The following is a 21190-nucleotide window of genomic DNA, read 5'->3' on the forward strand; positions in this document are numbered from 1 at the left end:
TCGGGAAGATCCCCGACTCTTCTTCCCCGGCCTCTTCACCCCATCAGGTGACTCAATCCGCTGGTGGCCGTACCAGTCCCTTCCCGTAGGCGTAACGCACTGCCTGGGCGCGGTCCTTGAGCCCCGTCTTGGCGAACAGGTTGTTGATGTGTGTCTTCACGGTCGCGGTGGAGACGTGCAGCTTCCGGGCGATCTCCTGGTTGGTGAACCCCTCCGCGATCAGTACGAGGACCTCGGTCTCCCGCGCGGTCAGCCCGTCGGGCGCCTCGGTCGCGGCGGGCGCCGGTTCAGGCTGTGACAGCCGCTCCAGCAGCCGCCGCTGAATGCTCGGCGACAGTCCCGCGTCTCCCGACAGCACACTCTCCACGGCTCGCACGATCTCGTCGCCGCCCGCGTCCTTGGTCAGGTAACCACGGGCGCCCGCCCGCAGCGCCGGGAACAGCGACTCGTCGTCCGCGAACGTGGTCAGCACCACCACCTGGGTCCCGGGGTACTCCGACCGGATCCGCCGGGTCGCCTCCACGCCGTCACAGCGCGGCATCCTCAGGTCCATCAACACCACGTCCGGGGAGAGTTCGGCGACCAGCCGGACCGCCTCCTCCCCGTCGCCCGCCGCTCCGACGACCTCCACACCGGGCAGCAGCCCGAGGAGCATCACGATCCCCTCCCTGACCACTGTCTGGTCGTCGGCGACCACGACCCGTGCGGGCTTCTTCTCCCCCTCCGTCTCCGTCATACGGGCACCCTCAACCTCACCTCGAACCCCTCGTCGTCACGCCCTGCCTCCAGCGACCCGCCCAGCAGCTCGGCCCGCTCCCGCATACCCAGCAGACCGTACCCGCCGCCGGCACCGCTGAGCTCGCCGGGACGACCGCCCGAGTCCCGTACCTTCAGCGCCACTTCGTGCTCGCTGTAGTCCAGCCGCACCTGGACCTTGGCGCCGTGGGCGTGCTTGCGCACGTTCGTCAACGCCTCCTGGGCGACGCGTCGCACGGTCTGCGACGCCTCCGCGGGCAGAGATCTGCGTTCGCCCGTCACGGTGACCTCGGCACCGTCGGTCGAGCCGACGAGTTCGGTCAGGAAGTCCTCCAGGGGGGTGAGCTCACCACGCAGGGCGGACAGGGCCTGGCGGGTCTCGGCGAGTCCGTCGCGGGCCATTCCCCGGGCGGCCACCACCCGTTCGAGGATCTGCTCCCGGTCGGCTCCGCGCTCGATCAGCAACCGTGCGGCCTCCAGGTGCACCATCTGGGCCGAGAGGCTGTGGGCCAGCACGTCGTGGATCTCCCGTGCGATCCTGGCCCGCTCCGCCAGCGCCGCCGACTCGGCCTCGGCCGCTCTCGCGGCCCGCTCCTGGGCGAGCAGCCGCTGGGCGCTGCCCCGGGCCTCGGCGTCGAGTCGCAGGACATAGCCGGCGAGAGCCATTCCCACGACGGTGGCCGCGGTGGTCAGCCATACGTCGTTGTTGAACGCGGAGTACGAGGCCAGACCCACCGAAGCCACGGGCAGAGCGATCGCGACCGGCAGCCGCTCCAGCGCAGAGATGCCGCAGCCGCACCAGATCACGAGGGCCGGTCCCCGGAAGCCGGTGGTCTCCGCCAGGACCGCGATGCTCAGGAGGACGGTGATGAGCGCCAGGGAGGGCACGAGCCGGTGGGCATAGGTGGTCCGGAAGAATCCCCAGGAGACCACGGCGGTCACGACAACCCCCGCCACCGCCGCGGCGATGCCCCAGCCGTGGACGTGTGACTGGTTGAAGGCACTCCACAGCAGCAAAGCGAGGACGAGCAGTCTCACAGCCCAGGCGAGGGCGCGCCGAGGCTGGGAGAGCCCCTGCCGGCTCAGCGCCTCTCGTGAGGGCCAGCGTGTCCAGGCGTTCTCCGTCACACGCCTTCCTTCCTGGTGACCCGCGCCATGCCGTCACCGTACGCCCGGGCGGGACCGCTCGCGGAGGCGGCGGAGGGGAGCGACTGCGCGCGCCAGACGAGGATGCCGGCCCGGACCAGCAGGGTGAGCGCCAGTCCGAGCATGAGGGCCGCGCTGTTCTGATGGACGCCGACGACGGCTCCGAGAGCGTAGAGACCGATGCGCAGGGCTATGCCGCCGAACCAGACGAATGCGCTGGCCTTGGTGCTCTTGGTCCACACGACGCCGTCGGCTTCCGCCCACACCCGGGTGGTCCAGGCCCAGGCGGCGCCCATCACCAGTCCCACCAGCAATTCCGTGCCGAGCAGGAGGACGGAGGCGGTGCGGTGGTGGGTGTCGAGCACGCCGGGTTCGCGCAGTGCGACGACCGCGAGGATCACGGGCACCAGCCACCAGCGCCTGCCTGTGTCGATCGGGCGGGCGCGGAACTGGCGAGCGATCACCACGACGACGACGGCCACGATCAGCAAAGCGTTGACGAGCCCGGACATCAGAGCCTCCGTGAGCGGGAAGGGGCGGTGCCGGGAGCGGGAGCTGCCGACACCTTCGACGCTACGGAAATGCGCAGATCAGCAGATCGGAGCGGGGGTGGATCACGGGTGGATTCCAGCGAGCGGGATCCCTCCACCCTCGGGTGGAGAACCCCACGCGGGGCTGCACGGGCGGCCGACGGGCCGCGGACGAGCCGACGGGCGCGGACGAGCCGACAGGCCGCAGTCGAGCCCGATGGGGCGGTTGGGCCGACGGGCCGCGGATGGGTACGGAAGGCCGACGGCGGGATTCTCCGGAGCGTTCGGTGGGCAGCCGACAAGCCGCTCTCGGAAACGACGGGCCGGAGCTCCGCAGGATGACCGGCGGGCACGCCGCCGCAGCGGCCGCCGGACGCCTCACACCTCAGCCGGCCCGACACCTCCGCAGGGCATTCGGCAGGCATCCCAGCAGGCACCCACCCAGTGCAAACCACCGCTCGTACCCCGACCGGGCGGCCGACGCCGGCGCCCTTGCCGGACAGACCGGGCCGGACAGCGGTACACCCGCCGCCCGGCCCGGCCTACCGGGCCCCGGCCCGTCGGCCGCCTCTGCGGCTGTGGCCCGGCGCAGCGGCTACGCGTCGATCCGCGACCGGTCCAGCGTCGCCGCCGAGCCGGAGATGAACTCCTTGCGGGGAGCCACGTCGTTGCCCATCAGCAGGTCGAAGACCTGTTCGGCCGCCTCCAGGTCGGAGAGGTTGATGCGGCGCAGGGTGCGGTGGCGCGGGTCCATCGTCGTCTCGGCCAGCTGGTCGGCGTCCATCTCTCCGAGACCCTTGTAGCGCTGGATGGAGTCCTTGTACCGGACGCCCTTGCTCTGGAACTCCATGAGCTTGTCGCGCAGCTCGCGGTCCGAGTACGTGTACACGTACTTGTCCTGGCCCTTCTTGGGCTGGACGATCTCGATGCGGTGCAGCGGCGGCACCGCGGCGAAGACCCGGCCGGCCTCGACCATGGGACGCATGTACCGCTGGAACAGCGTCAGCAGCAGGCAGCGGATGTGCGAGCCGTCGACGTCGGCGTCGGTCATCATGATGATCTTGCCGTAGCGGGCCGCGTCGATGTCGAAGGTGCGGCCGGAGCCCGCCCCTATGACCTGGATGATCGCCCCGCACTCGGCGTTCTTCAGCATGTCCGTCACCGAGGACCGCTGGACGTTGAGGATCTTGCCGCGGATCGGCAGCAGGGCCTGGAACTCGGAGTTCCGGGCGAGCTTCGCCGTACCGAGCGCGGAGTCGCCCTCGACGATGAACAGCTCGCTGCGCTCGACGTCGTCGCTGCGGCAGTCGGCGAGCTTGGCGGGCAGGGACGAGGACTCCAGGGCCGTCTTGCGGCGCTGCGCGTCCTTGTGCTGGCGGGCCGCGATGCGGGTCCGCGCGGCGGCGACCACCTTCTCCATGACCACGCGGGCCTGGGCGGCGGCGTCGCGCTTGGTGGAGGTGAGGAACGCCTTCAGTTCCTTGGTGATCACGCTGTTCACGATCCGGCGGGCCGCCGAGGTGCCGAGGACCTCCTTGGTCTGGCCCTCGAACTGCGGCTCGGCGAGCCGGACGGTGACGACGGCCGTGAGGCCCTCCAGGGCGTCGTCCTTGACGATGTCGTCCTCGGCGACGCGCAGCAGCTTCTTGGCGCGCAACGCCTCGTTGAGGGTTTCACGGACGGCCTGCTCGAAGCCGGCCACGTGGGTGCCGCCCTTGGGCGTGGCGATGATGTTGACGAACGACCTCAGGGTCTGGTCGTAACCGGTGCCCCAGCGCAGCGCCACGTCGACGCCGAGCTCCCGGGTGACCTCGGTGGGGGTCATCTGGCCGTGCTCGTCCAGGACCGGGACGGTCTCCTTGAAGGTGCCCTGTCCGGAGAAGCGGAGGACGTCGCAGACCGGCTTGTCGGTGGCCAGGTACTCGCAGAACTCGCTGATGCCGCCGTCGAAGCGGAACGACTCCTCGCCCTTGCTGCCACCCTCGCCGAGACCGTACTCGTCACGGACGACGATGGTCAGGCCGGGCACCAGGAACGCGGTCTGGCGGGCGCGCTGGTGGAGCGTGTCCAGGGAGAGCTTCGCGTCCTTGAGGAAGATCTGGCGGTCGGCCCAGTAGCGCACGCGCGTGCCACTGCGGGTCTTGGGCACCCTCTTGGTCTTGCGCAGCCCGCTCCCGGCCTCGAACTTGCCGTCCGGGCCGGCACCGGTGAAGGCTCCCGGCACGCCACGGCGGAAGCTGATGGCGTGCACACTGCCGCCACGGTCGACCTCGACGTCGAGACGCGCGGAGAGCGCGTTCACCACGGAGGCACCGACGCCGTGCAGACCGCCGGAGGCCGCGTAGGAGCCGCCGCCGAACTTGCCGCCGGCGTGCAGCTTGGTCATCACGACCTCGACGCCGGACAGGCCGGTCTTGGGCTCCACGTCCACGGGGATGCCGCGGCCGTTGTCCCGGACCTCGACGGAGCCGTCGTCGTGGAGGATCACGTCGATGTGGTCGCAGTACCCGCCGAGGGCCTCGTCCACGGCGTTGTCGATGATCTCCCACAGGCAGTGCATCAGACCGCGGCTGTCGGTCGAGCCGATGTACATGCCGGGGCGCTTGCGCACGGCTTCGAGGCCCTCAAGGACGAGCAGATGCCGCGCGGTGTAGTTGGAGCCGTCCCGGTCTGCTCCTGCCAGCAGCGCTGTGGACGGCACGGACGTATCGGCGGTCACGCGGTTCGCTCCTCGCTGAATTTCAATGGAGCCCCTTTGGGGTAAGGGGCCGGCTTCGGTCGCCGCTCAGAGGGTACCGAGGCCTGGTAGAGCCGTTGTAACGCCACCCTCGTCATGAACTCACACTAGCCCAGGGTCGTATGCGTGTTCGATCCCTCGATGGAGTGAAGTACATATCACGTTCCCTTCGAGGCATGAACCATTTAGGCTCCGGGCACGTCCTCACAAACAACCGGCAACCCGGCCGGGAGGATGAGACCGATGATCCGCGCGAACCCGTAAGCACCTAAGACGACGCAATACGGCACATTCGCCGCCAACCGGCAGCAGACGGCCACCTCGAAAGATTTTTTTCGAGGAGAAGCCCCGAGCGGGAACGTTTTCGGGCTGGTTGGATGTTGACCCTGGTACGACAGCTCGTCGAGCTAGAGAAGAGGCGACGTGACTACTGTTCTGACCCCCGCGAGCCACCTGACGGCCGCCGATCGCTGCGACCGCTGCGGCGCCCAGGCATACCTGCGCGTCGTGCTGCTCAGCGGCGGAGAACTGCTCTTCTGCGCCCACCACGGTCGCAAGTTCGAGCCGGAACTCAAGAAGATCGCCGCTGAGATACAGGACGAGACGGAACGGCTGACCTCCGTTCAGGCCACCGCCTCCGAAGATGAGCGCTGACCTCTCGCATCCACGACGAGCCAGCTCCGGCACAGGCCGGTGAAGGGCGGCCGCTTCTCAGGGAGTGGCCGCCCTCGTCGTATCCGCGCAAAAGCCTTCAGGAGGCTTTGTGCGGCCCTCGCGAGCCACTGAGGGCACCCCTGGGAGCAAGCGCCCGTACGACCTCCGAGACGCGCGTGTAGACGCCGGGACTCCCCGGGCGCCCGCAGCCGCTCCCCCACGACACGAGCCCGATCAGCTTCCCCTTGGCGACCAGCGGCCCTCCGCTGTCACCCTGGCAGGCGTCCGGGCCGCCGCGGGTCTCGCCCGCACACACCATCGAGTCCGACCGGTAGGTGCCGTCGGGGCCGCCGGGATAGGCCCGTTCGCACGTCTCGTCGGGCAGCACATGGAGCCGCGCCGCGTACAGGCGGCGCGAGTAGTCGCCGCCACCCGTGATGTCCCCCCATCCCGAGACCAGGGCGCCGGTGCCCGGCGTGTAGGCGGTGTCCCCCCGAGGGGCCATCGCGATGACCGCGCGGGCCGGCAGGGGCTCGGCGAGGGTGAGCACGGCGAAGTCACCGGTGTTCGCGTCGGGGTCGTAGGCCGGATTGACCCGGGCGGTGGTCACGGGGATCTCCTGGCCCTGCGTCGCGAGCAGATCCGTGCGGCCCGCGATGACCTTGAGGTCGCGGACCGGGTCGGACGGCCCGCCGATGACCTCGTCGGCCAGGCAGTGGGCCGCGGTCAGCACCGTGGTCCGGCCGATCGCCACCCCGCCGCAGAACTGACCGGCCCGCGTACCTCCGAACCGGTCACGGCTGGACAGTGCGACCGTCCACGGGGCCTGGGAGACGTCGACGGGGAAGCCGCCGACCACGACGCTGTCGGCAGTGGCGGGAGCCGTGGTGGCCAGTGGTATGGCTGTGCTGACGGCCGCCAGGATCAGCGGCTGGATCAGGGCCGGGGCAACAGAACGGCGCATGCACGCTCCTCACTCTGGGTGGGACTGGGACACCCAGAGTCATCCAGCGCACCGCGACCCGCAGCACGAAGGCCCGGCCCCCACGGTGGGAGGCCGGGCCTTCGACGCCGTACGACCGCGACCTAGTCGAGGTAGTCGCGCAGCACCTGGGACCGCGACGGGTGGCGCAGCTTCGACATGGTCTTGGACTCGATCTGGCGGATGCGCTCACGCGTGACGCCGTACACCTTGCCGATCTCGTCGAGGGTCTTCGGCTGACCGTCGGTGAGACCGAACCGCATGGACACGACGCCGGCCTCGCGCTCGGACAGGGTGTCCAGCACCGAGTGCAGCTGCTCCTGGAGGAGCGTGAAGCTGACGGCGTCGGCGGGGACGACGGCCTCGGAGTCCTCGATGAGGTCGCCGAACTCGCTGTCGCCGTCCTCGCCCAGCGGGGTGTGCAGGGAGATGGGCTCACGGCCGTACTTCTGGACCTCGATGACCTTCTCCGGGGTCATGTCGAGTTCCTTGGCCAGCTCCTCCGGGGTGGGTTCGCGGCCCAGGTCCTGGAGCATCTGGCGCTGTACGCGCGCGAGCTTGTTGATGACCTCGACCATGTGCACCGGGATACGGATGGTGCGGGCCTGGTCGGCCATGGCGCGGGTGATCGCCTGGCGGATCCACCAGGTGGCGTACGTGGAGAACTTGTAGCCCTTGGTGTAGTCGAACTTCTCGACCGCGCGGATCAGACCGAGGTTGCCTTCCTGGATGAGGTCCAGGAAGAGCATGCCGCGGCCGGTGTAGCGCTTGGCCAGGGAGACCACCAGACGGAGGTTGGCCTCCAGGAGGTGGTTCTTGGCGCGGCGGCCGTCCTCGGCGATGATCTCCAGCTCGCGCTTGAGCTTGGGGGCCAGTTTGTCGGCGTTGGCCAGCTTGTCCTCGGCGAACAGTCCGGCCTCGATGCGCTTGGCGAGCTCGACCTCCTGCTCGGCGTTGAGCAGGGGGACCTTGCCGATCTGCTTGAGGTAGTCCTTGACCGGGTCGGCGGTGGCACCGGCCGCGGCGACCTGCTGCGCCGGCGCGTCGTCCTCGTCCTCGTCGGACAGGACGAAGCCCGCGCTCTCGGTGCCCTCGGGCTCCTCGCCGCCCGCCTTGACCTCCTCGAGAACCTCGTCCTCGAGAATCTCGGCGTCGTCCTTCTTGGTGGCGGTCTTCTTGGCCACCGTCTTCTTGGCGGCGGCGGTCGCGGTCTTCTTCGCGGCCGCCTTCTTTGCGGTGGGGGCGGCCTTCTTGGCAACGGCCTTCTTCACGGGCCCCGCCTCCTCGGCCGGGTCGTCGGCGACGGCGGGCGCCACGGCGGGGGCGGCCGTGGCGGTGGCCTTCCTGGTGGTCACCGTCTTCGCCGCGACCGTCTTGGTGGCGGTGCGCTTGGCCGGACTCTTCGCTGCGACGCTCTTACGGGTGCGCTTGGGCTCCGCGGCACTGACCATCAGCGTCACACCCTCTTCCTCAAGGATCTGGTTGAGGCTGCGCAGTACGTTCTTCCACTGAGTGGCCGGAATCTGGTCAGCTTCGAAGGCCCGACGCACATCGTCGCCGGCGATCTGCCCCTCAGCCTTTCCCCGCTCAATGAGAGCCATGACAGAGACGGACTCGGCGATCTCCGGCGGGAGCGTACGGGATGTGCTGGCCGACACGAACAACCTCTCGGAACGTTGGAAAACGGCTTCCGGCCCCGTCCGGGACGGACTGGAGCCGACCGCCGGCTTGGGGATGGGCCGACGGCGCGGGCGGGGGCCGGGAAGATGCACAGCGCCATGAATGGCGTCCGTATTCCCTCCGCGGCTGTCACCTCTTAGGTCATCGCGTTGTTCGCAAGAGCGTTACGCCCAATCTACGTGGCCCGAGTCACACCCCGTAAGCGCTCAAAAACGGTCAGACATGGACAGAGGTTGTCGTTGATGATCTCTCCGGCCGTTCGGACCACCACGGAGCCTGGCATACGGCCGCCGCGCAGCCCGTCGTACGACCGCTGCGGAACCTGTCGCGCGACCGGTCGCCGTGCACCGCGTCGGCCCCGCCGTACCGCGGGGCCCCGCCGGAGCCCTGAGGGATCCGGCGGGGCCCGGCGGCGGCCGGCGGAAACGGGTTCCCGGACCGACGGCGCCCCGAGAACGCGGCACTGACCGAGCACACTGTTCTCGACGCGGGTCAGTGCTCGCGCGGGGCGGGCACCACGCGCTCCACCTCGGGGTGGACGGTCAGCAGCTGACGCATCGCCGACTCGGCCGCGGTGCCGTCGCCGGTGCCGAGCGCGTCGACGATCCGCGCGTGCTGGGCCAGGGACGTGTCGTTCGGCCGCTCACAGCCGGTGACCGGGCCGCCGGACACCTGGAGGGCCGCCGACACGATGCCGGAGAGGTGTTCCAGCATGCGGTTGCCGGCGATCTGGATGAGCAGCGAGTGGAACTCGGCGTCGGCACGCGAGAAGGTCAGCGCGTCACCCTGTGCCATGGCGTGGCTCATGATCTCGACCATGTCGCACAGCCGCTGCTGGACGTCCTCGCGCCCGTGCCCGGCGGCGAGGCGGGCAGCGAGCGGCTCGATCGTCCAGCGCAGCTCGCTGAGCTCGCGGCGCTGGTCGTCGCGCTGCGGCCCGAAGGCCCGCCATTCGATGATGTCCGGGTCGAGGAGGTTCCAGTCACTGACGGGACGCACCCTGGTGCCGACGTTCGGGCGGGCGCTGACGAGGCCCTTGGCCTCGAGGACCCGGAGGGACTCACGGACGACGGTGCGGGAGACCTCGAAACGCTGGCCGATCTCCTCGGGGACCAGGGGACGGTCCGCGCCCAGGTCGCCGGAGACGATCATCTGACCCAGCTGTTGGACGAGTTGACCGTGCAGTCCGCGGCCGCGGCTGCCCGCGGCGCGCCGGCCCACACGGCCCAGCTCCGGATCCGCGCCCTCCCAGGCGGGCGTGCCGACCCGATCGGTGACGGGGACCTCCGCATAGGGATAGCGGTCGAGTTCGCCCGGGCCGACCAGACCAGAGTCTGCGGAGCGGGCGGCGGTCATCATGGTGTGCGCAAGGGTACTCACGGATCCTTTGTCGGCGCTGCCTCCAACTCCCTTGAGGTCTTTGGTGAAAAGCACACGAAAGGGTGATCGCTCACCCCATCGCAATTGACGCCTTATCGGAAAGAAATGGCCGTTCTGCGGGGAGTTGTGCGCACGACGGGATCGCAAGCGCCCGGTCCGCGGTCATCGGGCCCTGGTCCGCAGGGTGCTGAACAGATACGCGCAGACCAGCGCCACCAGCGACAACGCCAGTGCACCGCCCACAGGTTGGGCCAGCACCCGGGCCGCTCCGACCAGATAGCGCTCTCCCCCGAAGGGCCACTTCAGCAGGAACATCTCCCGCATCCGCATCGGGAATCCGGCGGCCATCCGTACACCCGTCCCCTGCACGGCCCGGTGTACTACGGGCACGACGAGCACGGGTACGGCGAGGACCGCGGCGAGACCGGCCGTGGTGGAGCGGAAGACACCGGCCGCCAGTACGCCGGCCCAGGCACAGCCGACGATCAGTGCGAACCAACTCGCGGTCAGTGAGACCCAGTCGGCGGGAACCTGTGCGAGTTCCCGACCGTAGACGAGGTAGAGCACTTCGGCGTCACAGCCCATGGTGAGGAACGAGAGCAGCACCGCGGTCCCACCGGAGACCAGCAGCTTCGCGGTGAGCAGCCCCAGTCTGCGCGGCACGGTGCCGCGGTCCGACGCCAGCGCGGGGTGGCGGAACTCGTCTCCGAAGGCCAGTGCCCCGAGCAGTCCCGCGCCGAGCGCGGCCGGTGGCAGCGGCAGCTCCCGCGGCCACGCCGCGAACAGCCGGGCCTGCGGGGTGTGTCCCGCCCGGGCCAGCAGTAGGGCGGTGAGGGCGGACACCAGCAGTACCGCGCCGCAGGTGAGGAAGCCGGTGCCGATCCCGGCGGCCCGGCGGAGTTCGTAGCGCAGCGGGCGGAGGGGGCTTGGGGCGTGGCGGACGGAGATGGGAGGCGGGAGCGGAGAGAGAGGGTCCGGCTCGCCGACGGCTCCGTCGCGGCGAGCGGGTCCGATCGCCGCTGGGGTGGACTCCGCGCCGGCTCTCGGGGCCTTGCGGAGTTCCGGCTCCGGGTGCGTGTGCCCGGTGGGCACTCGGACCGCGGGGGTTTCGGCGGCTCCCGAGTGGGTGGAGGGCCGGGTTGCGGGAGCGTCCGCGGACTCGGCGTGGAACGGCTGCTCTTCGCTGACGGCTTCGGCGGACACGGCGTCCGTCGAGAGCTGGGCCGCGGGAGCGTCGGCGGATACCGCGCGGGTCGTGGGCTGGGCTGTGGCGGGTACGGCATGGGCCGACGGCTGGGCGGTCGGGGTCTGGACGGACACCGGGCGGCCCGGCGACTGAGCGGAAGTGGCGGCCGGTGGCTGGGCGGGGACAGCGGGCGCCGTCCTGGTGGACCCGGCATGACCGGAGGGCTCGGCGGAGCCGAGGGTGGCCGACGGCTTGGCGGGCGAGGGAGCGGTCGACGGCTCGGCCGCTGCCGGAGCGGGCAACTCGCCGGGGGGACGCATGTGAGGGGAACGCTCCGTGTCCGGGATCGCAGGCCGAGACGTGACGGCCGGGTGGTCGGTGCGGCCGGCGACGGTCGGGGCGTGCTGGGGTTCAGCCGTGTCGCAGGGTTCCGTGGCGGCCGTCGCCCGGCTCCGGACCGGCTCCTGGTCGGTCGTGCGCGGCTGCTGCGCGAGGCCCGGGGCGGCCGCGGGCTGCGGGCCGCCCAGCTCCGTCCTCGGCTGCGGCGCGACCGCAGGCGTGTCCACGTCCTTGCGCCGGTCCGCGTGCGGTGCGTCCTGCCGCCCGGTGGCAGACACCTCCTCGGCCCACTGCGGATACGCCGGCCGGGCACCGTCCACCGCGGCCTGCTCCCCCGCACTCCCGGCACATCGCCGCGCGCACGCCGGCCACCCCTCCTCGGCCGCGGTCGGCTCACCGTCGTCCGGCTCCTGCCACACCGTCTCCGGCGCTGTGCCGGTCTCCCGGCCCGCCCCCGTCGGCGGCTCCGCCCCGGCGCCCGGCCCCATGTCGCCGGTCTCGTCGGCGAGTTGGTGGACCAGAATGCCGTGCCGGAAGGCGGTCTCGCCGACCTCGGCGGTGGAACTGCCGTACACGGAGAGGCGGTTGCCGCCTTCCCGGACGACCTCCACCGAGCGGTGGGCGGCGCGGGCCTCCTTGCTGAGGGCGGCGGCGAGCCGGGCGGCGTGGGGGCTGCGGACGGCCACGCGTGGGCGGAGCCGGGTGCGGGCGAACTCGCCGGCCTCCTGGTCCGCGACGAGCCTGCCGGTCTCCAGGGTGACGACCCGGTCGGCGGCACGGGCGGCCTCCTTGGGGTCGGCGGTGGTGAACAGAACCGTGCCGCCCTGCGCCGCGTGCGCCCGGAGCATGCGGTGCAGCCAGTGGGCCTCACGGGTGGGGAGGCCGTCCGTGGGTTCGTCCAGGACGAGTGTGTGCGGGTCGGCGAGGAGGGCGCAGGCCAGGCCGAGTCGGCGGTCCACGCCGTGCGACAGCGTGCCGAGGCGTTCCTCGCGCAGGCTGACGAGCCCGACCGCTTCGAGCACTTCGTCGGCGCGCCGGGCCGGCACCCCGGTCGCCGCGCACAGCATGCGCAGATGCCCGCGGACGGAGCGAGACGGATGACCGGGGACGTCACCGAGAACCACGCCGACCTCATGTGCGGGGTGGGCGATGCGGTGCAGGGGACGGCCCCTGAAGTAGGTGAGGCCGCGGCCCTGTTGGAGTTCGAGCATCAGTCTGAGCGTCGTGGTCTTGCCCGCGCCCGCATCGCCCAGGAGTGCGGTGACGCGGCCCGCGCCCGCTTCGAAGGTCACGTCGTCGACGGCGGGCGGGTGCGCCTTGCGGGGGTTGCTGGTCAGTCCGAAGGCCTGGATCACCTTAGGGAAGATAGCGCGGAATGACCGTTTTTCCGGGTATAGAAGGTTTTAACCCGGCCCGAGTTCGCGCTGTCGGACGGTCACACCTCGGGCCGGAGCATCGGTGGGTTGAGCAGAGTGGCCCCACCAGCCCGGAAAAGCTGGGCCGGGCGACCGCCCTGGCGGGTGGTCGTACCGCCGGTGGGGACGAGGAAGCCTGGGGTTCCGGTCACCTTGCGGTGGAAGTTGCGCGGGTCGAGCGCCACCCCCCACACCGCCTCGTAGACCCGGCGCAGCTCGCCGACCGTGAACTCCGGCGGGCAGAACGCGGTGGCCAGGGACGAATACTCGATCTTGGACCGGGCCCGTTCCACCCCGTCGGACAGAATCTGGGCGTGGTCGAAGGCGAGCGGCGCGACGGGCTCGCCGTCCCGGCCGTAGCCGCCCTGCGCCAGTAGTTCCTCCACCGGTGCCCAGCGCGCGTTGCTGGCGTCGCCGCCCGCGCGCGGTGCGGGGAGGTCGGGGGCGAGGGCGAGGTGGGCGACGCTGACCACGCGCATCCGGGGGTCGCGCTTGGGGTCGCCGTAGGTCGCCAGCTGCTCCAGGTGGGCTCCGCCCTCCTGGGCGGGGGCGTCGGGGTCGTGGGCCCGTAGCCCGGTCTCCTCCGCCAGTTCCCGCGCCGCCGCCTGCGAAAGGTCCTCGTCGGCCCTCACGAAGCCGCCCGGCAGCGCCCAGCGTCCCTGGAACGGCGACTCGCCTCTGCGTACCGCCAACGCGCACAGGGCATGTCGGCGCACGGTCAGCACGACCAGGTCCACGGTAACGGCGAACGGCGGAAAGGCTGACGGGTCGTAGGGCATGCGGTGATCATAGTCGTCTGCCTGACGATAAACACTCCCTTCGGTACTCACTCCGACGGCTGATCCACTTCGCTCCGGTGTGCGCCCCCCGGTTCGTTCCGGCACGCGTTCTCGACTCGGTCGTCCTTTCGCCGCGGCCGTGACGCCGCAGGGGCTCGCCTTTATCCCTGCGCAAGCTCACATCCCCAGCTGCAGGCCGTCCGCGGCCTCCTCGACCATGGCCAGGCCGAGCCGGCTGACCCGCACCGAGAAAGGCGCACCGGCGACCCGCAGCCCGGTCAGGCCGAGTTCGCCCAGGGGCGCGCTGTGGGCCGGGCGGAGGGTGACGGTACCTGCCGGGGCGTCGGGGCGGATGCCGGCGAGCGTGGTCAGGAGCAGGACCCCGGCAGCGGCGGCCGTGGCCGCCGGGCGGCAGGCCGCGGGGTGCGGAAGGGGAGCACTGCCCTCGCCGCGCTGCTCTCCGGCGAACATCTCCGGCAGCCGGTGGTCGAAGTGCTCAGCCGCCGCCAGCAGGCCGCGCAGCAGCCCGCCCGCCTCCTTCTCGTAGCCGGCGGCGGCCAGCCCGGCGACGGCCAGTACCGTCTCGTGGACCCTGACGGCGCCGGACCGGTGTCCGAACGGGCTGTGTCCCGCCTCCTTGGCTCCCAGTCCGCGCAACCCCCACCCCGAGTCCATGGCCGGTCCGCCGAGCAGCCGGGCGAGCTGCTCGGTCTGCACCTTGTCGAGCAGGCCGACGGCCAGTTCGCCCGCACCGAGCAGGCCGGTGTCGAGCAGGTGCACGGCGGTGGAGCCGAGGTGGGTCAGGGGACGGCCGTCCGGGGTCAGGGCCGCCGCGGGACGGCCGCCGCCCCGGTCCTCGACCCAGAAGTCCGCCCGGAACGCCTTCCTCAGCTCCGCAGCCCACTGCCGCAGCCCGGCGCTTCCGGGCCGGTCGAAGGCATCGAGGAGGTCGGCGCCGAGCAGAGCGGCACGGTGGGCGTGGGCCTGGGTCTCGCCACGCGTGGGGCCGCCGGGCTGCGGGTCGCGGAGGTAGGTCTGGTCACCCACCGCGGTGCGCAGCCAGGCCAGGCAGCGCTCGGCGGCGGGCAGCAGTTCCCGCGTCTCCTGTTCCGGGAGTCCCCAGCGGCGGGCCTCCGAGAGCAGGACAGGGAAGAGCAGGGTGGCCTCCGTCCCCGTGCAGCCCGGTGGCAGGTGCGCTCCGGCGTCGCGGCGCGGACCGGGGATCATGCCGGTCCGCGGTCCCGGACCGCGGAGTTGGGTGCGGGCCAGCGTACGCAGAGTGCCGGCGGCGAGACGGGTGCCGAGGGGCAGGGCCATCCGGGCGGCGGCGAGTGCCTCGGCCGGGGCCAGACCACACCGCCACGGCGCCCCGGCGGCGAGATAGCAGTCGGTGGGGTGCGCGGGGTCGCGGAGCAGCAACGCCTGGAGGTCGTCGATGCCGGCCCTGAGCAGGACCGTGGCCCGCGGATCGTCGCCGGTGGCTCTGGCCGGTGCCAGCGGGCTGGTCGCGGCGCGTCCCACGGCGCGCAGGGGGCTCGCGCCGTCCGGGCGCACCCGCAGCTCCACGCTCGCCGTTCCGCCCGGCGGCAGCTCGAACTCCCAGCGCAGCAGTCCGGCCGAGGCCAGCGCGTCGGACGGTGGCGGGTCCGCCGTGACCGAGGCGTCGCCGGCAGGCGTGGTCCAGCGGAGGCCGGAGTCGTGGACGCTGGCCGGGATTTCGGGTCCGGGGACGCCGGAGGCGATGGCGCTCAGGTCAGCCAGGTCCGTACCGAGGGCCGCCTCCAGAGGCAGGCGCAGGGGGTGGGGTGCGCAGTTGCGCAAGGTGATGCGCTCCGTGCCGTCGGCGTGCCGGATCCGTTCCACGACGACGTCCGGATCCGGTCCCGCCGCCGGAGAGACCCGGAGCGTGCCGACGAAACGGGCGGAGTCCGCCCCTGTCATCCGGGCCTGCACGGCGAGCGGTTCGTGGCCCGCGACACGGACCTGACAGCGCGCGAGCAGCCGTCGGCCCGCGCGGTAGAACCCTTCCAGCCCCTGACCGGTCAACTGACCATGTTCCGTGGAGATGGCGAGGCCGGGCAGCGCGACGCAGATCAGGGCGGCGTGTGTGGGCGGCAGCCCGCCGGCGCCGCCCGGGGCCGGGGGAACCGGTCGGGCGGGGGAGGGCCGGGATACGCGCCCGCGCGGCTGCGCGTGGCCGAGGCTGCCTTCCGCATTCGGCGGCGAGGGCGGCCCGTCCCGCAGGCGGCGGTTGTCGGTGGCGGTCAAGGGCGGAGTCGGCTGATGCATGGGCAGGCTTCCTCTGTGCGCTGTGCGCCCGTGACGTGCCGGGCGCCGGGCGGAGGGCTCCGGAGGGACGGACAGCGGCACGGCCCGTCCAGTCGTTCCGCCACTCAGGTGAACGGAGACGGACTCCTCCTGGTCACGCCCCCGCCTGCCGAAGCCGATCGGATGCCGGTGTGGTGCCACGTCGTTCGAATCGGCCGGCCTGCGCCTGCGACCGCGAACGCCCTGGTGCGGCAGGCCGATGCGGCGCCTGCCGGAGAGCGGATGGTCACGGTGCCGTGCCCCTCCGACGAGACTCCGGGCCCAGCGGCCGACAGCACCGGCCCAGGTCCGGCCGGCTGCCGCCCATGCCCGTCCCCCGTTCATTCGTCCGCCTCGTTGCGACCGGCCCCCGATCGCCTGCCCTCCTGCGCGGCCCGGCCGCCGCCTGTCTCACTCCGCTCCGCCTCCTCCGCCGCACGCGTGCGCGTGCGGCCAGGCCCGGCGGCGCTGGGGCGGGTGTGCCCCGAGTGCACCTGTCGCGGCCGGGTTCCGGCCGGTCGCGGCCGGCGGTCGTCGGCGGGGTCTCCGGTGCGTCGAGGGCGGCCACGGCGGGTGCCGGAAGCGGCGGCCGCCGACGAGTCGTCGGCATGGTGGTGAGGCGGACCGGCGTCGCCGACTGCCGCGATCCCGTCCGCCGGCACGCGGCCGACGCGGTCCGTGAGTTCGATCCGCTCCGTGCGGTCCGTTCGTTCCTTCCGCAGGCAGCGGCGGATCGACTCCGGGTCCAGACCCTCGTTGCAGGCCTGGTGGAGCAGCTTGGCGAAGAGGTAGTCGGGGTCAGCGCCCAGGGCCATCGCGAAGGCCTCCCGTGCCTCCAGGTCGTCACCGGTCGACCACGCGACCCATCCCGCCAGCGTGAGCGGAGCGGCGGCGTGTTCGCCGTAGGGGCCGACGCAGCGGCGGGCCAGGGCTCGCCACAGCCGCAGGGCCGGGCCCGCCGCGTCGCCCTCCATCCAGACGGCCGCGCGGTCGCGGGTCGTGCGGTCCTGCAGTCCGAGAATCAGCGTCGCGGCCTCGTCGTGGGAGAGCAGGGTGTCGTCGCGGGCATCCGCCTGGTGGGTGCCGGACACGGGGGTGGTGGCGGCATACCGGTCGATGACCCGTTCGGCGAGGGCCAGGGTCTCCTCGGCCACGTCCGTGCGGAACGTGTCGTCGAGGATGCGGGGCACCAGTGCCATGCCTGCGCTGTCCAGGGCGATCTCCTGCTCCAGCAGGGCGCCGGACTCCCAGGGGAGCAGCCTGGCCCGCAGCTCGCGCAGGCTGCCGCGCACCTGGATCCCGGCGTAGGTCGCGGCGGCCGCGAGCACGGAGGTGCCGGGCAGGCCCATGGGGGCGCCGTCGGGCGGACAGCATGCCTCGGTCGGGCAGCAGTACGACCAGAAGCGGCCGTCCGAGACGCACAGTGCCTCGATCACCGGTACGTCGAGCCGACCGCACTCGACACGCAGCAGCTGGGTCAGCGGCGCGAGCCGCTGCATCACGTCCCGGCCCGATTCGCCGGGCGCCGGTTCCTGGCAGACGTAGGCGACCATCTGCTCGGGCCGGGCTCCCCGGCGCTCGCCGCCGGTCACCAGGCCCTGTGCGAGCTGGCGTGCGGCCGACTCCCAGTCGTCCTTGTTGGCGGGGATGCCGAGCCGGGCGCGTCCGCCGAAGCGGCCGCGCCCGGCGCGGTCGTGGAGGGCCACCAGGACCATGCTGTCCTCGGGGCGGTACCCGAGCAGATAGGGCAGCGCGTCGGCCAGCTCGGCCGGGGTGCGCAGGGTGACCTGGGTGTCGTGGGCGGACGGTCCGAGGGGGACCGAGCCTCGGGTGATGTCGCCGTTTTCGGAGGGTCCGGTGGTTTCGCCGTGATTCGTCATGCGCAGACGATCTCCCGGATCTCGCGATTCCGGTTGGACCTGTGGATAAGTCGCCTGTGGATAAGTTGAATCAGGGACACGACAAAACCGTGTCCGGTATCCACAGGCTCGCCCGGCTGTCGGTCCCGTCCTGTTGTATGGGACGCATGGAGCACACGAGCAACGCGGAACTGCGGACCCGGGCGGACGCCGTCCTCGCCCGTCTCGTCGGGGACGACACGGGCGCCGCCCGGCTGCGTGAGGACCAGTGGCGGGCGATCGAGGCGCTGGTCGCGGACCGGCGCCGGGCCCTGGTCGTCCAGCGCACGGGCTGGGGCAAGTCCGCGGTGTACTTCGTGGCGACCTCGCTGCTCCGTGCCTCGGGCGGTGGCCCGACGGTGATCGTCTCGCCGCTGCTCGCGCTCATGCGCAACCAGGTGGAGGCCGCGGCCCGGGCCGGTATCCACGCCCGCACCATCAACTCCTCCAACACGGAGGAGTGGGAGTCGATTCAGGCGGAGATCGCGGCCGGTGAGGTCGATGTCCTCCTCGTGTCCCCGGAGCGGCTCAACAACCCGGACTTCCGCGACCAGGTCCTGCCCAAACTCGCCGCGGCAACCGGACTGCTCGTGGTCGACGAGGCCCACTGCATCTCCGACTGGGGCCACGACTTCCGGCCGGACTACCGGCGGCTGCGCACCATGCTGGCCGACCTGCCGCCGGGCGTGCCGGTGCTGGCGACCACCGCCACGGCCAATGCGCGCGTGACCGCCGACGTGGCCGAGCAGCTCGGCACCGGAGGCGCCTCGGACGCGCTGGTGCTGCGCGGGCCGCTGGACAGGGAGAGCCTCAGCCTGAACGTGCTGCGGCTGCCGGACGCCGCGCACCGGATGGCCTGGCTCGCGGACCACCTGGACGAACTGCCGGGTTCCGGCATCGTCTACACGCTCACCGTGGCCGCGGCCGAGGAGGTCACCGCGTTCCTCCGGCAGCGCGGGCATCCCGTGGCCTCGTACACGGGGAAGACGGAGAACGCCGACCGGCAGCAGGCGGAGGACGACCTGCTCGGCAACCGGGTGAAGGCGCTGATCGCCACCTCGGCGCTCGGTATGGGCTTCGACAAACCCGACCTCGGGTTCGTGGTGCACCTCGGCTCGCCCTCCTCCCCCATCGCCTACTACCAGCAGGTGGGCCGTGCGGGCCGCGGTGTCGAGCACGCCGAGGTGCTGCTGCTGCCGGGCAGGGAGGACGAGGCGATCTGGGACTACTTCGCCTCGCTCGCCTTCCCGTCGGAGGAGCTGGTGCGTCGCACCCTGGACGTTCTCTCCCGGGCCGGCGGCCCCGTGTCGCTGCCCGCGCTGGAGCCGCTGGTGGAACTACGCCGCTCACGGCTGGAGTCCATGCTGAAGGTCCTCGACGTGGACGGCGCGGTCAGGCGGGTCAAGGGCGGCTGGGTCGCGACCGGGCAGCCGTGGACGTACGACGCCGACCGGTACGCCTGGGTGGCCAGGCAGCGCGAGACCGAGCAGCAGGCGATGCGCGAGTACGCGGCCACGCCGGACTGCCGGATGGAGTTCCTGCAGCGCCAACTGGACGACGAGGGCGCGAAGCCCTGCGGCCGCTGCGACAACTGCGCGCAACCCCGCTTCACGGCCGACACCACCTCGGCCGCGCTGGACGCCGCGCGGGTCGACCTGGGCCGCGCCGGCGTCGAGGTGGAGCCCCGCCGGATGTGGCCGACCGGACTGCCGGCGATCGGCATCGATCTCAAGGGGCGCATTCCGACCGGTGAACAGGCATCGGCGGGACGGGCCTTGGGGCGGTTGTCGGACATCGGCTGGGGCAATCGGCTACGACCGCTGCTCGCTCCCCAGGCCCCGGACACGCCTGTGCCGGACGATGTCACCCGTGCCGTGGTGGACGTGCTGGCGGACTGGGCGAAGGGACCCGGCGGCTGGGCTCCGGGCGCGACCGACCCGCAGCCGCGCCCGGTGGGTGTCGTCACCGTCGCCTCGCGTTCCAGGCCCCGGCTGGTTCACTCCCTGGGCGCGCGCATCGCGGAGGTCGGCAGGCTGCCTCTGCTGGGTTCCGTCGAGTACGCGGGCGAGGCGTCCCGGGTCTCGCGCAGCAACAGTGCCCAGCGTCTGAAGGCCCTCGACGGTGCGCTGACCGTGCCGCCCGGCCTCGCCGCCGCGATCTCCGAAGCCCAAGGGGCGGTCCTGCTGGTGGACGACTTCACTGAGACCGGCTGGACCCTGGCGGTGGCGGCGCGCATGCTCCGCAGGTCCGGGGCCCGGGGGGTGTTGCCCCTGGTCCTCGCCGTTCAGGGCTGACCGACCCGCTGCTGTTCGAATGCGGCACCGAGTGCGGCGTACGAACGTGCCGCGCTCGAACGTCCCAGGGGTCGCCGGGCACATCAACGGGTAGGGATATAAGCCACGCACCACCAGATAACAGTCGGTGGCCCCATTTGCTCGTTGCCGCATCCAAGTTCGACAGCAAGAATTGAGGTCCGCTCCCCGCACGGCTCGCCCGTGATCCGGTTGGGCTTTTGCTGCGGTGCGCGCGGCCCCGAATCCGATCTCGCCCGCAGTGTGGGCGCGTAGCCGAAGGGAGGAACGTGACCTTCGGATTCGCTCCGTCCTCGGCGGCATCGTTCTCGACGTCCGCATCCGCCGCGTCCGCCAGCCGTCTGCTCGAGCCCGCGGAATGGGCCGACGCCGGAATACCGCTGCTGCGCAATCCCCGCGAAGTCGTCAGCGGTCTGCACACCCGGCATCGCCCCCGTCCGGGCACCGCGGTCGTCGCCGTCCTCGATCCGGAGGAACGGCTGTGTGCCAGCGCCTCCTTCGGCCGGCGCGCGGCCCCGGCCGACGGCTGGATGTTCCGCAACGCGCTGCTGGCCCAGCTGCGCCGGGTCATCCCGCACGACCTGCGCCGCCGTACTCCGGTGCGGACCGCCGTACTGCTCTACTGCCGCGAGGGGGACTCGCGTTGGACCGAGGAGGACGGTGCCTGGATGTGGGGTCTGCGGGACGCGTGCACTCTGCACGGGCTGCGCTGCGGGGCGTACATCACGCTGACCCACGACGGCTGGCAGGTGCTCGGCGAGGGCCGCGGCGGACGGCGTCCCAACGCCGACTCGCCTCCCGAACCCTTCGCCCTGTCCGAGGCCCCGCCTCTGTCACCGCGTACCGGCGGCGCCGCCTCCGAGGTACTGCGCCGCGCGGCCGCCCGCTGAACGCCGGCCCCCGCAGGGGAGCCACCGGGCAGGCACGCCCCGCCGGGCACGGCGCCCTGAAGTCGCCCTATCGGGTGCTCGGCAGTCACACCGCGCCTCGCACCGGAGCGGACGTCCCGCCGCTCCCCGTCGAGCCACCCGAGGGATCCGGCCCGGTGCCCGCGCTGCCGGATCCTCCGCCCGTCCCACGGCCACCGCC

The 21190-nt window shown here is 72.0% G+C and carries 14 protein-coding genes; 3 read left to right on the forward strand and 11 right to left on the reverse strand.

What is annotated here, in order from left to right; translation table 11 throughout:
* Positions 1–52: 52 nt before the first annotated feature.
* From ACZ4UV_RS47355 to ACZ4UV_RS47370, 4 genes are all read right to left on the reverse strand, one after another.
* On the reverse strand, positions 53–736 hold the full coding sequence (locus ACZ4UV_RS47355) for a response regulator transcription factor (protein WP_390035082.1): 684 nt from the start codon (positions 734–736) through the stop codon (positions 53–55).
* Positions 733–1884, reverse strand: coding sequence for a sensor histidine kinase (locus ACZ4UV_RS47360; protein ID WP_390035083.1), 1152 nt, complete (start codon positions 1882–1884; stop codon positions 733–735). Before ACZ4UV_RS47360 ends, ACZ4UV_RS47355 begins: the two co-directional genes overlap by 4 nt.
* Positions 1881–2414, reverse strand: a complete 534-nt coding sequence (locus ACZ4UV_RS47365) for a DUF1453 domain-containing protein (protein WP_467847831.1) — start codon at positions 2412–2414, stop codon at positions 1881–1883. Before ACZ4UV_RS47365 ends, ACZ4UV_RS47360 begins: the two co-directional genes overlap by 4 nt.
* 613 nt (positions 2415–3027) lie before the next feature.
* Entirely contained in the window at positions 3028–5151 is a 2124-nt protein-coding gene (locus ACZ4UV_RS47370) for a DNA gyrase/topoisomerase IV subunit B (protein WP_390035085.1), read from the reverse strand.
* A gap of 441 nt (positions 5152–5592) precedes the next feature.
* Here ACZ4UV_RS47370 and ACZ4UV_RS47375 point away from each other — a divergent pair, with 441 nt between their 5' ends.
* Entirely contained in the window at positions 5593–5823 is a 231-nt protein-coding gene (locus tag ACZ4UV_RS47375) for a DUF7455 domain-containing protein (RefSeq protein WP_351484811.1), read from the forward strand.
* A 97-nt stretch (positions 5824–5920) separates the two neighbouring features.
* Here ACZ4UV_RS47375 and ACZ4UV_RS47380 read toward each other — a convergent pair whose 3' ends face one another.
* From ACZ4UV_RS47380 to ACZ4UV_RS47410, 7 genes are all read right to left on the reverse strand, one after another.
* On the reverse strand, positions 5921–6787 hold the full coding sequence (locus ACZ4UV_RS47380; protein ID WP_451017791.1) for a serine protease: 867 nt from the start codon (positions 6785–6787) through the stop codon (positions 5921–5923).
* Positions 6788–6909: 122 nt separating this feature from the next.
* Positions 6910–8463, reverse strand: coding sequence for an RNA polymerase sigma factor (locus ACZ4UV_RS47385; protein WP_351484814.1), 1554 nt, complete (start codon positions 8461–8463; stop codon positions 6910–6912).
* Between the two features lie 514 nt (positions 8464–8977).
* Positions 8978–9865, reverse strand: coding sequence for a FadR/GntR family transcriptional regulator (locus ACZ4UV_RS47390; protein WP_467847837.1), 888 nt, complete (start codon positions 9863–9865; stop codon positions 8978–8980).
* A 162-nt stretch (positions 9866–10027) separates the two neighbouring features.
* On the reverse strand, positions 10028–12745 hold the full coding sequence (locus tag ACZ4UV_RS47395; protein ID WP_467847844.1) for an ABC transporter ATP-binding protein: 2718 nt from the start codon (positions 12743–12745) through the stop codon (positions 10028–10030).
* An 80-nt stretch (positions 12746–12825) separates the two neighbouring features.
* Complete coding sequence (locus tag ACZ4UV_RS47400) at positions 12826–13584, reverse strand: NUDIX hydrolase (RefSeq protein ID WP_093498678.1); 759 nt, start codon at positions 13582–13584, stop codon at positions 12826–12828.
* Between the two features lie 177 nt (positions 13585–13761).
* A complete protein-coding gene (locus tag ACZ4UV_RS47405) occupies positions 13762–15873 on the reverse strand; it encodes a glycogen debranching N-terminal domain-containing protein (RefSeq protein ID WP_467847850.1) in 2112 nt (703 codons plus the stop codon).
* 359 nt (positions 15874–16232) lie between these two features.
* Positions 16233–17771 carry a DUF4192 domain-containing protein gene (locus tag ACZ4UV_RS47410; protein WP_451017750.1) on the reverse strand — a complete coding sequence of 513 codons (1539 nt, stop codon included), beginning with the start codon at positions 17769–17771 and terminating at the stop codon, positions 16233–16235.
* A gap of 146 nt (positions 17772–17917) precedes the next feature.
* Here ACZ4UV_RS47410 and ACZ4UV_RS47415 point away from each other — a divergent pair, with 146 nt between their 5' ends.
* Both ACZ4UV_RS47415 and ACZ4UV_RS47420 read left to right on the forward strand, forming a co-directional pair.
* Positions 17918–20083, forward strand: a complete 2166-nt coding sequence (locus ACZ4UV_RS47415) for a RecQ family ATP-dependent DNA helicase (protein WP_451017749.1) — start codon at positions 17918–17920, stop codon at positions 20081–20083.
* Positions 20084–20370: 287 nt separating this feature from the next.
* Positions 20371–20991 carry a hypothetical protein gene (locus ACZ4UV_RS47420; RefSeq protein WP_451017748.1) on the forward strand — a complete coding sequence of 207 codons (621 nt, stop codon included), beginning with the start codon at positions 20371–20373 and terminating at the stop codon, positions 20989–20991.
* Positions 20992–21190 lie beyond the last annotated feature (199 nt).

The organism is Streptomyces sp. NPDC028289, from assembly GCF_055565975.1.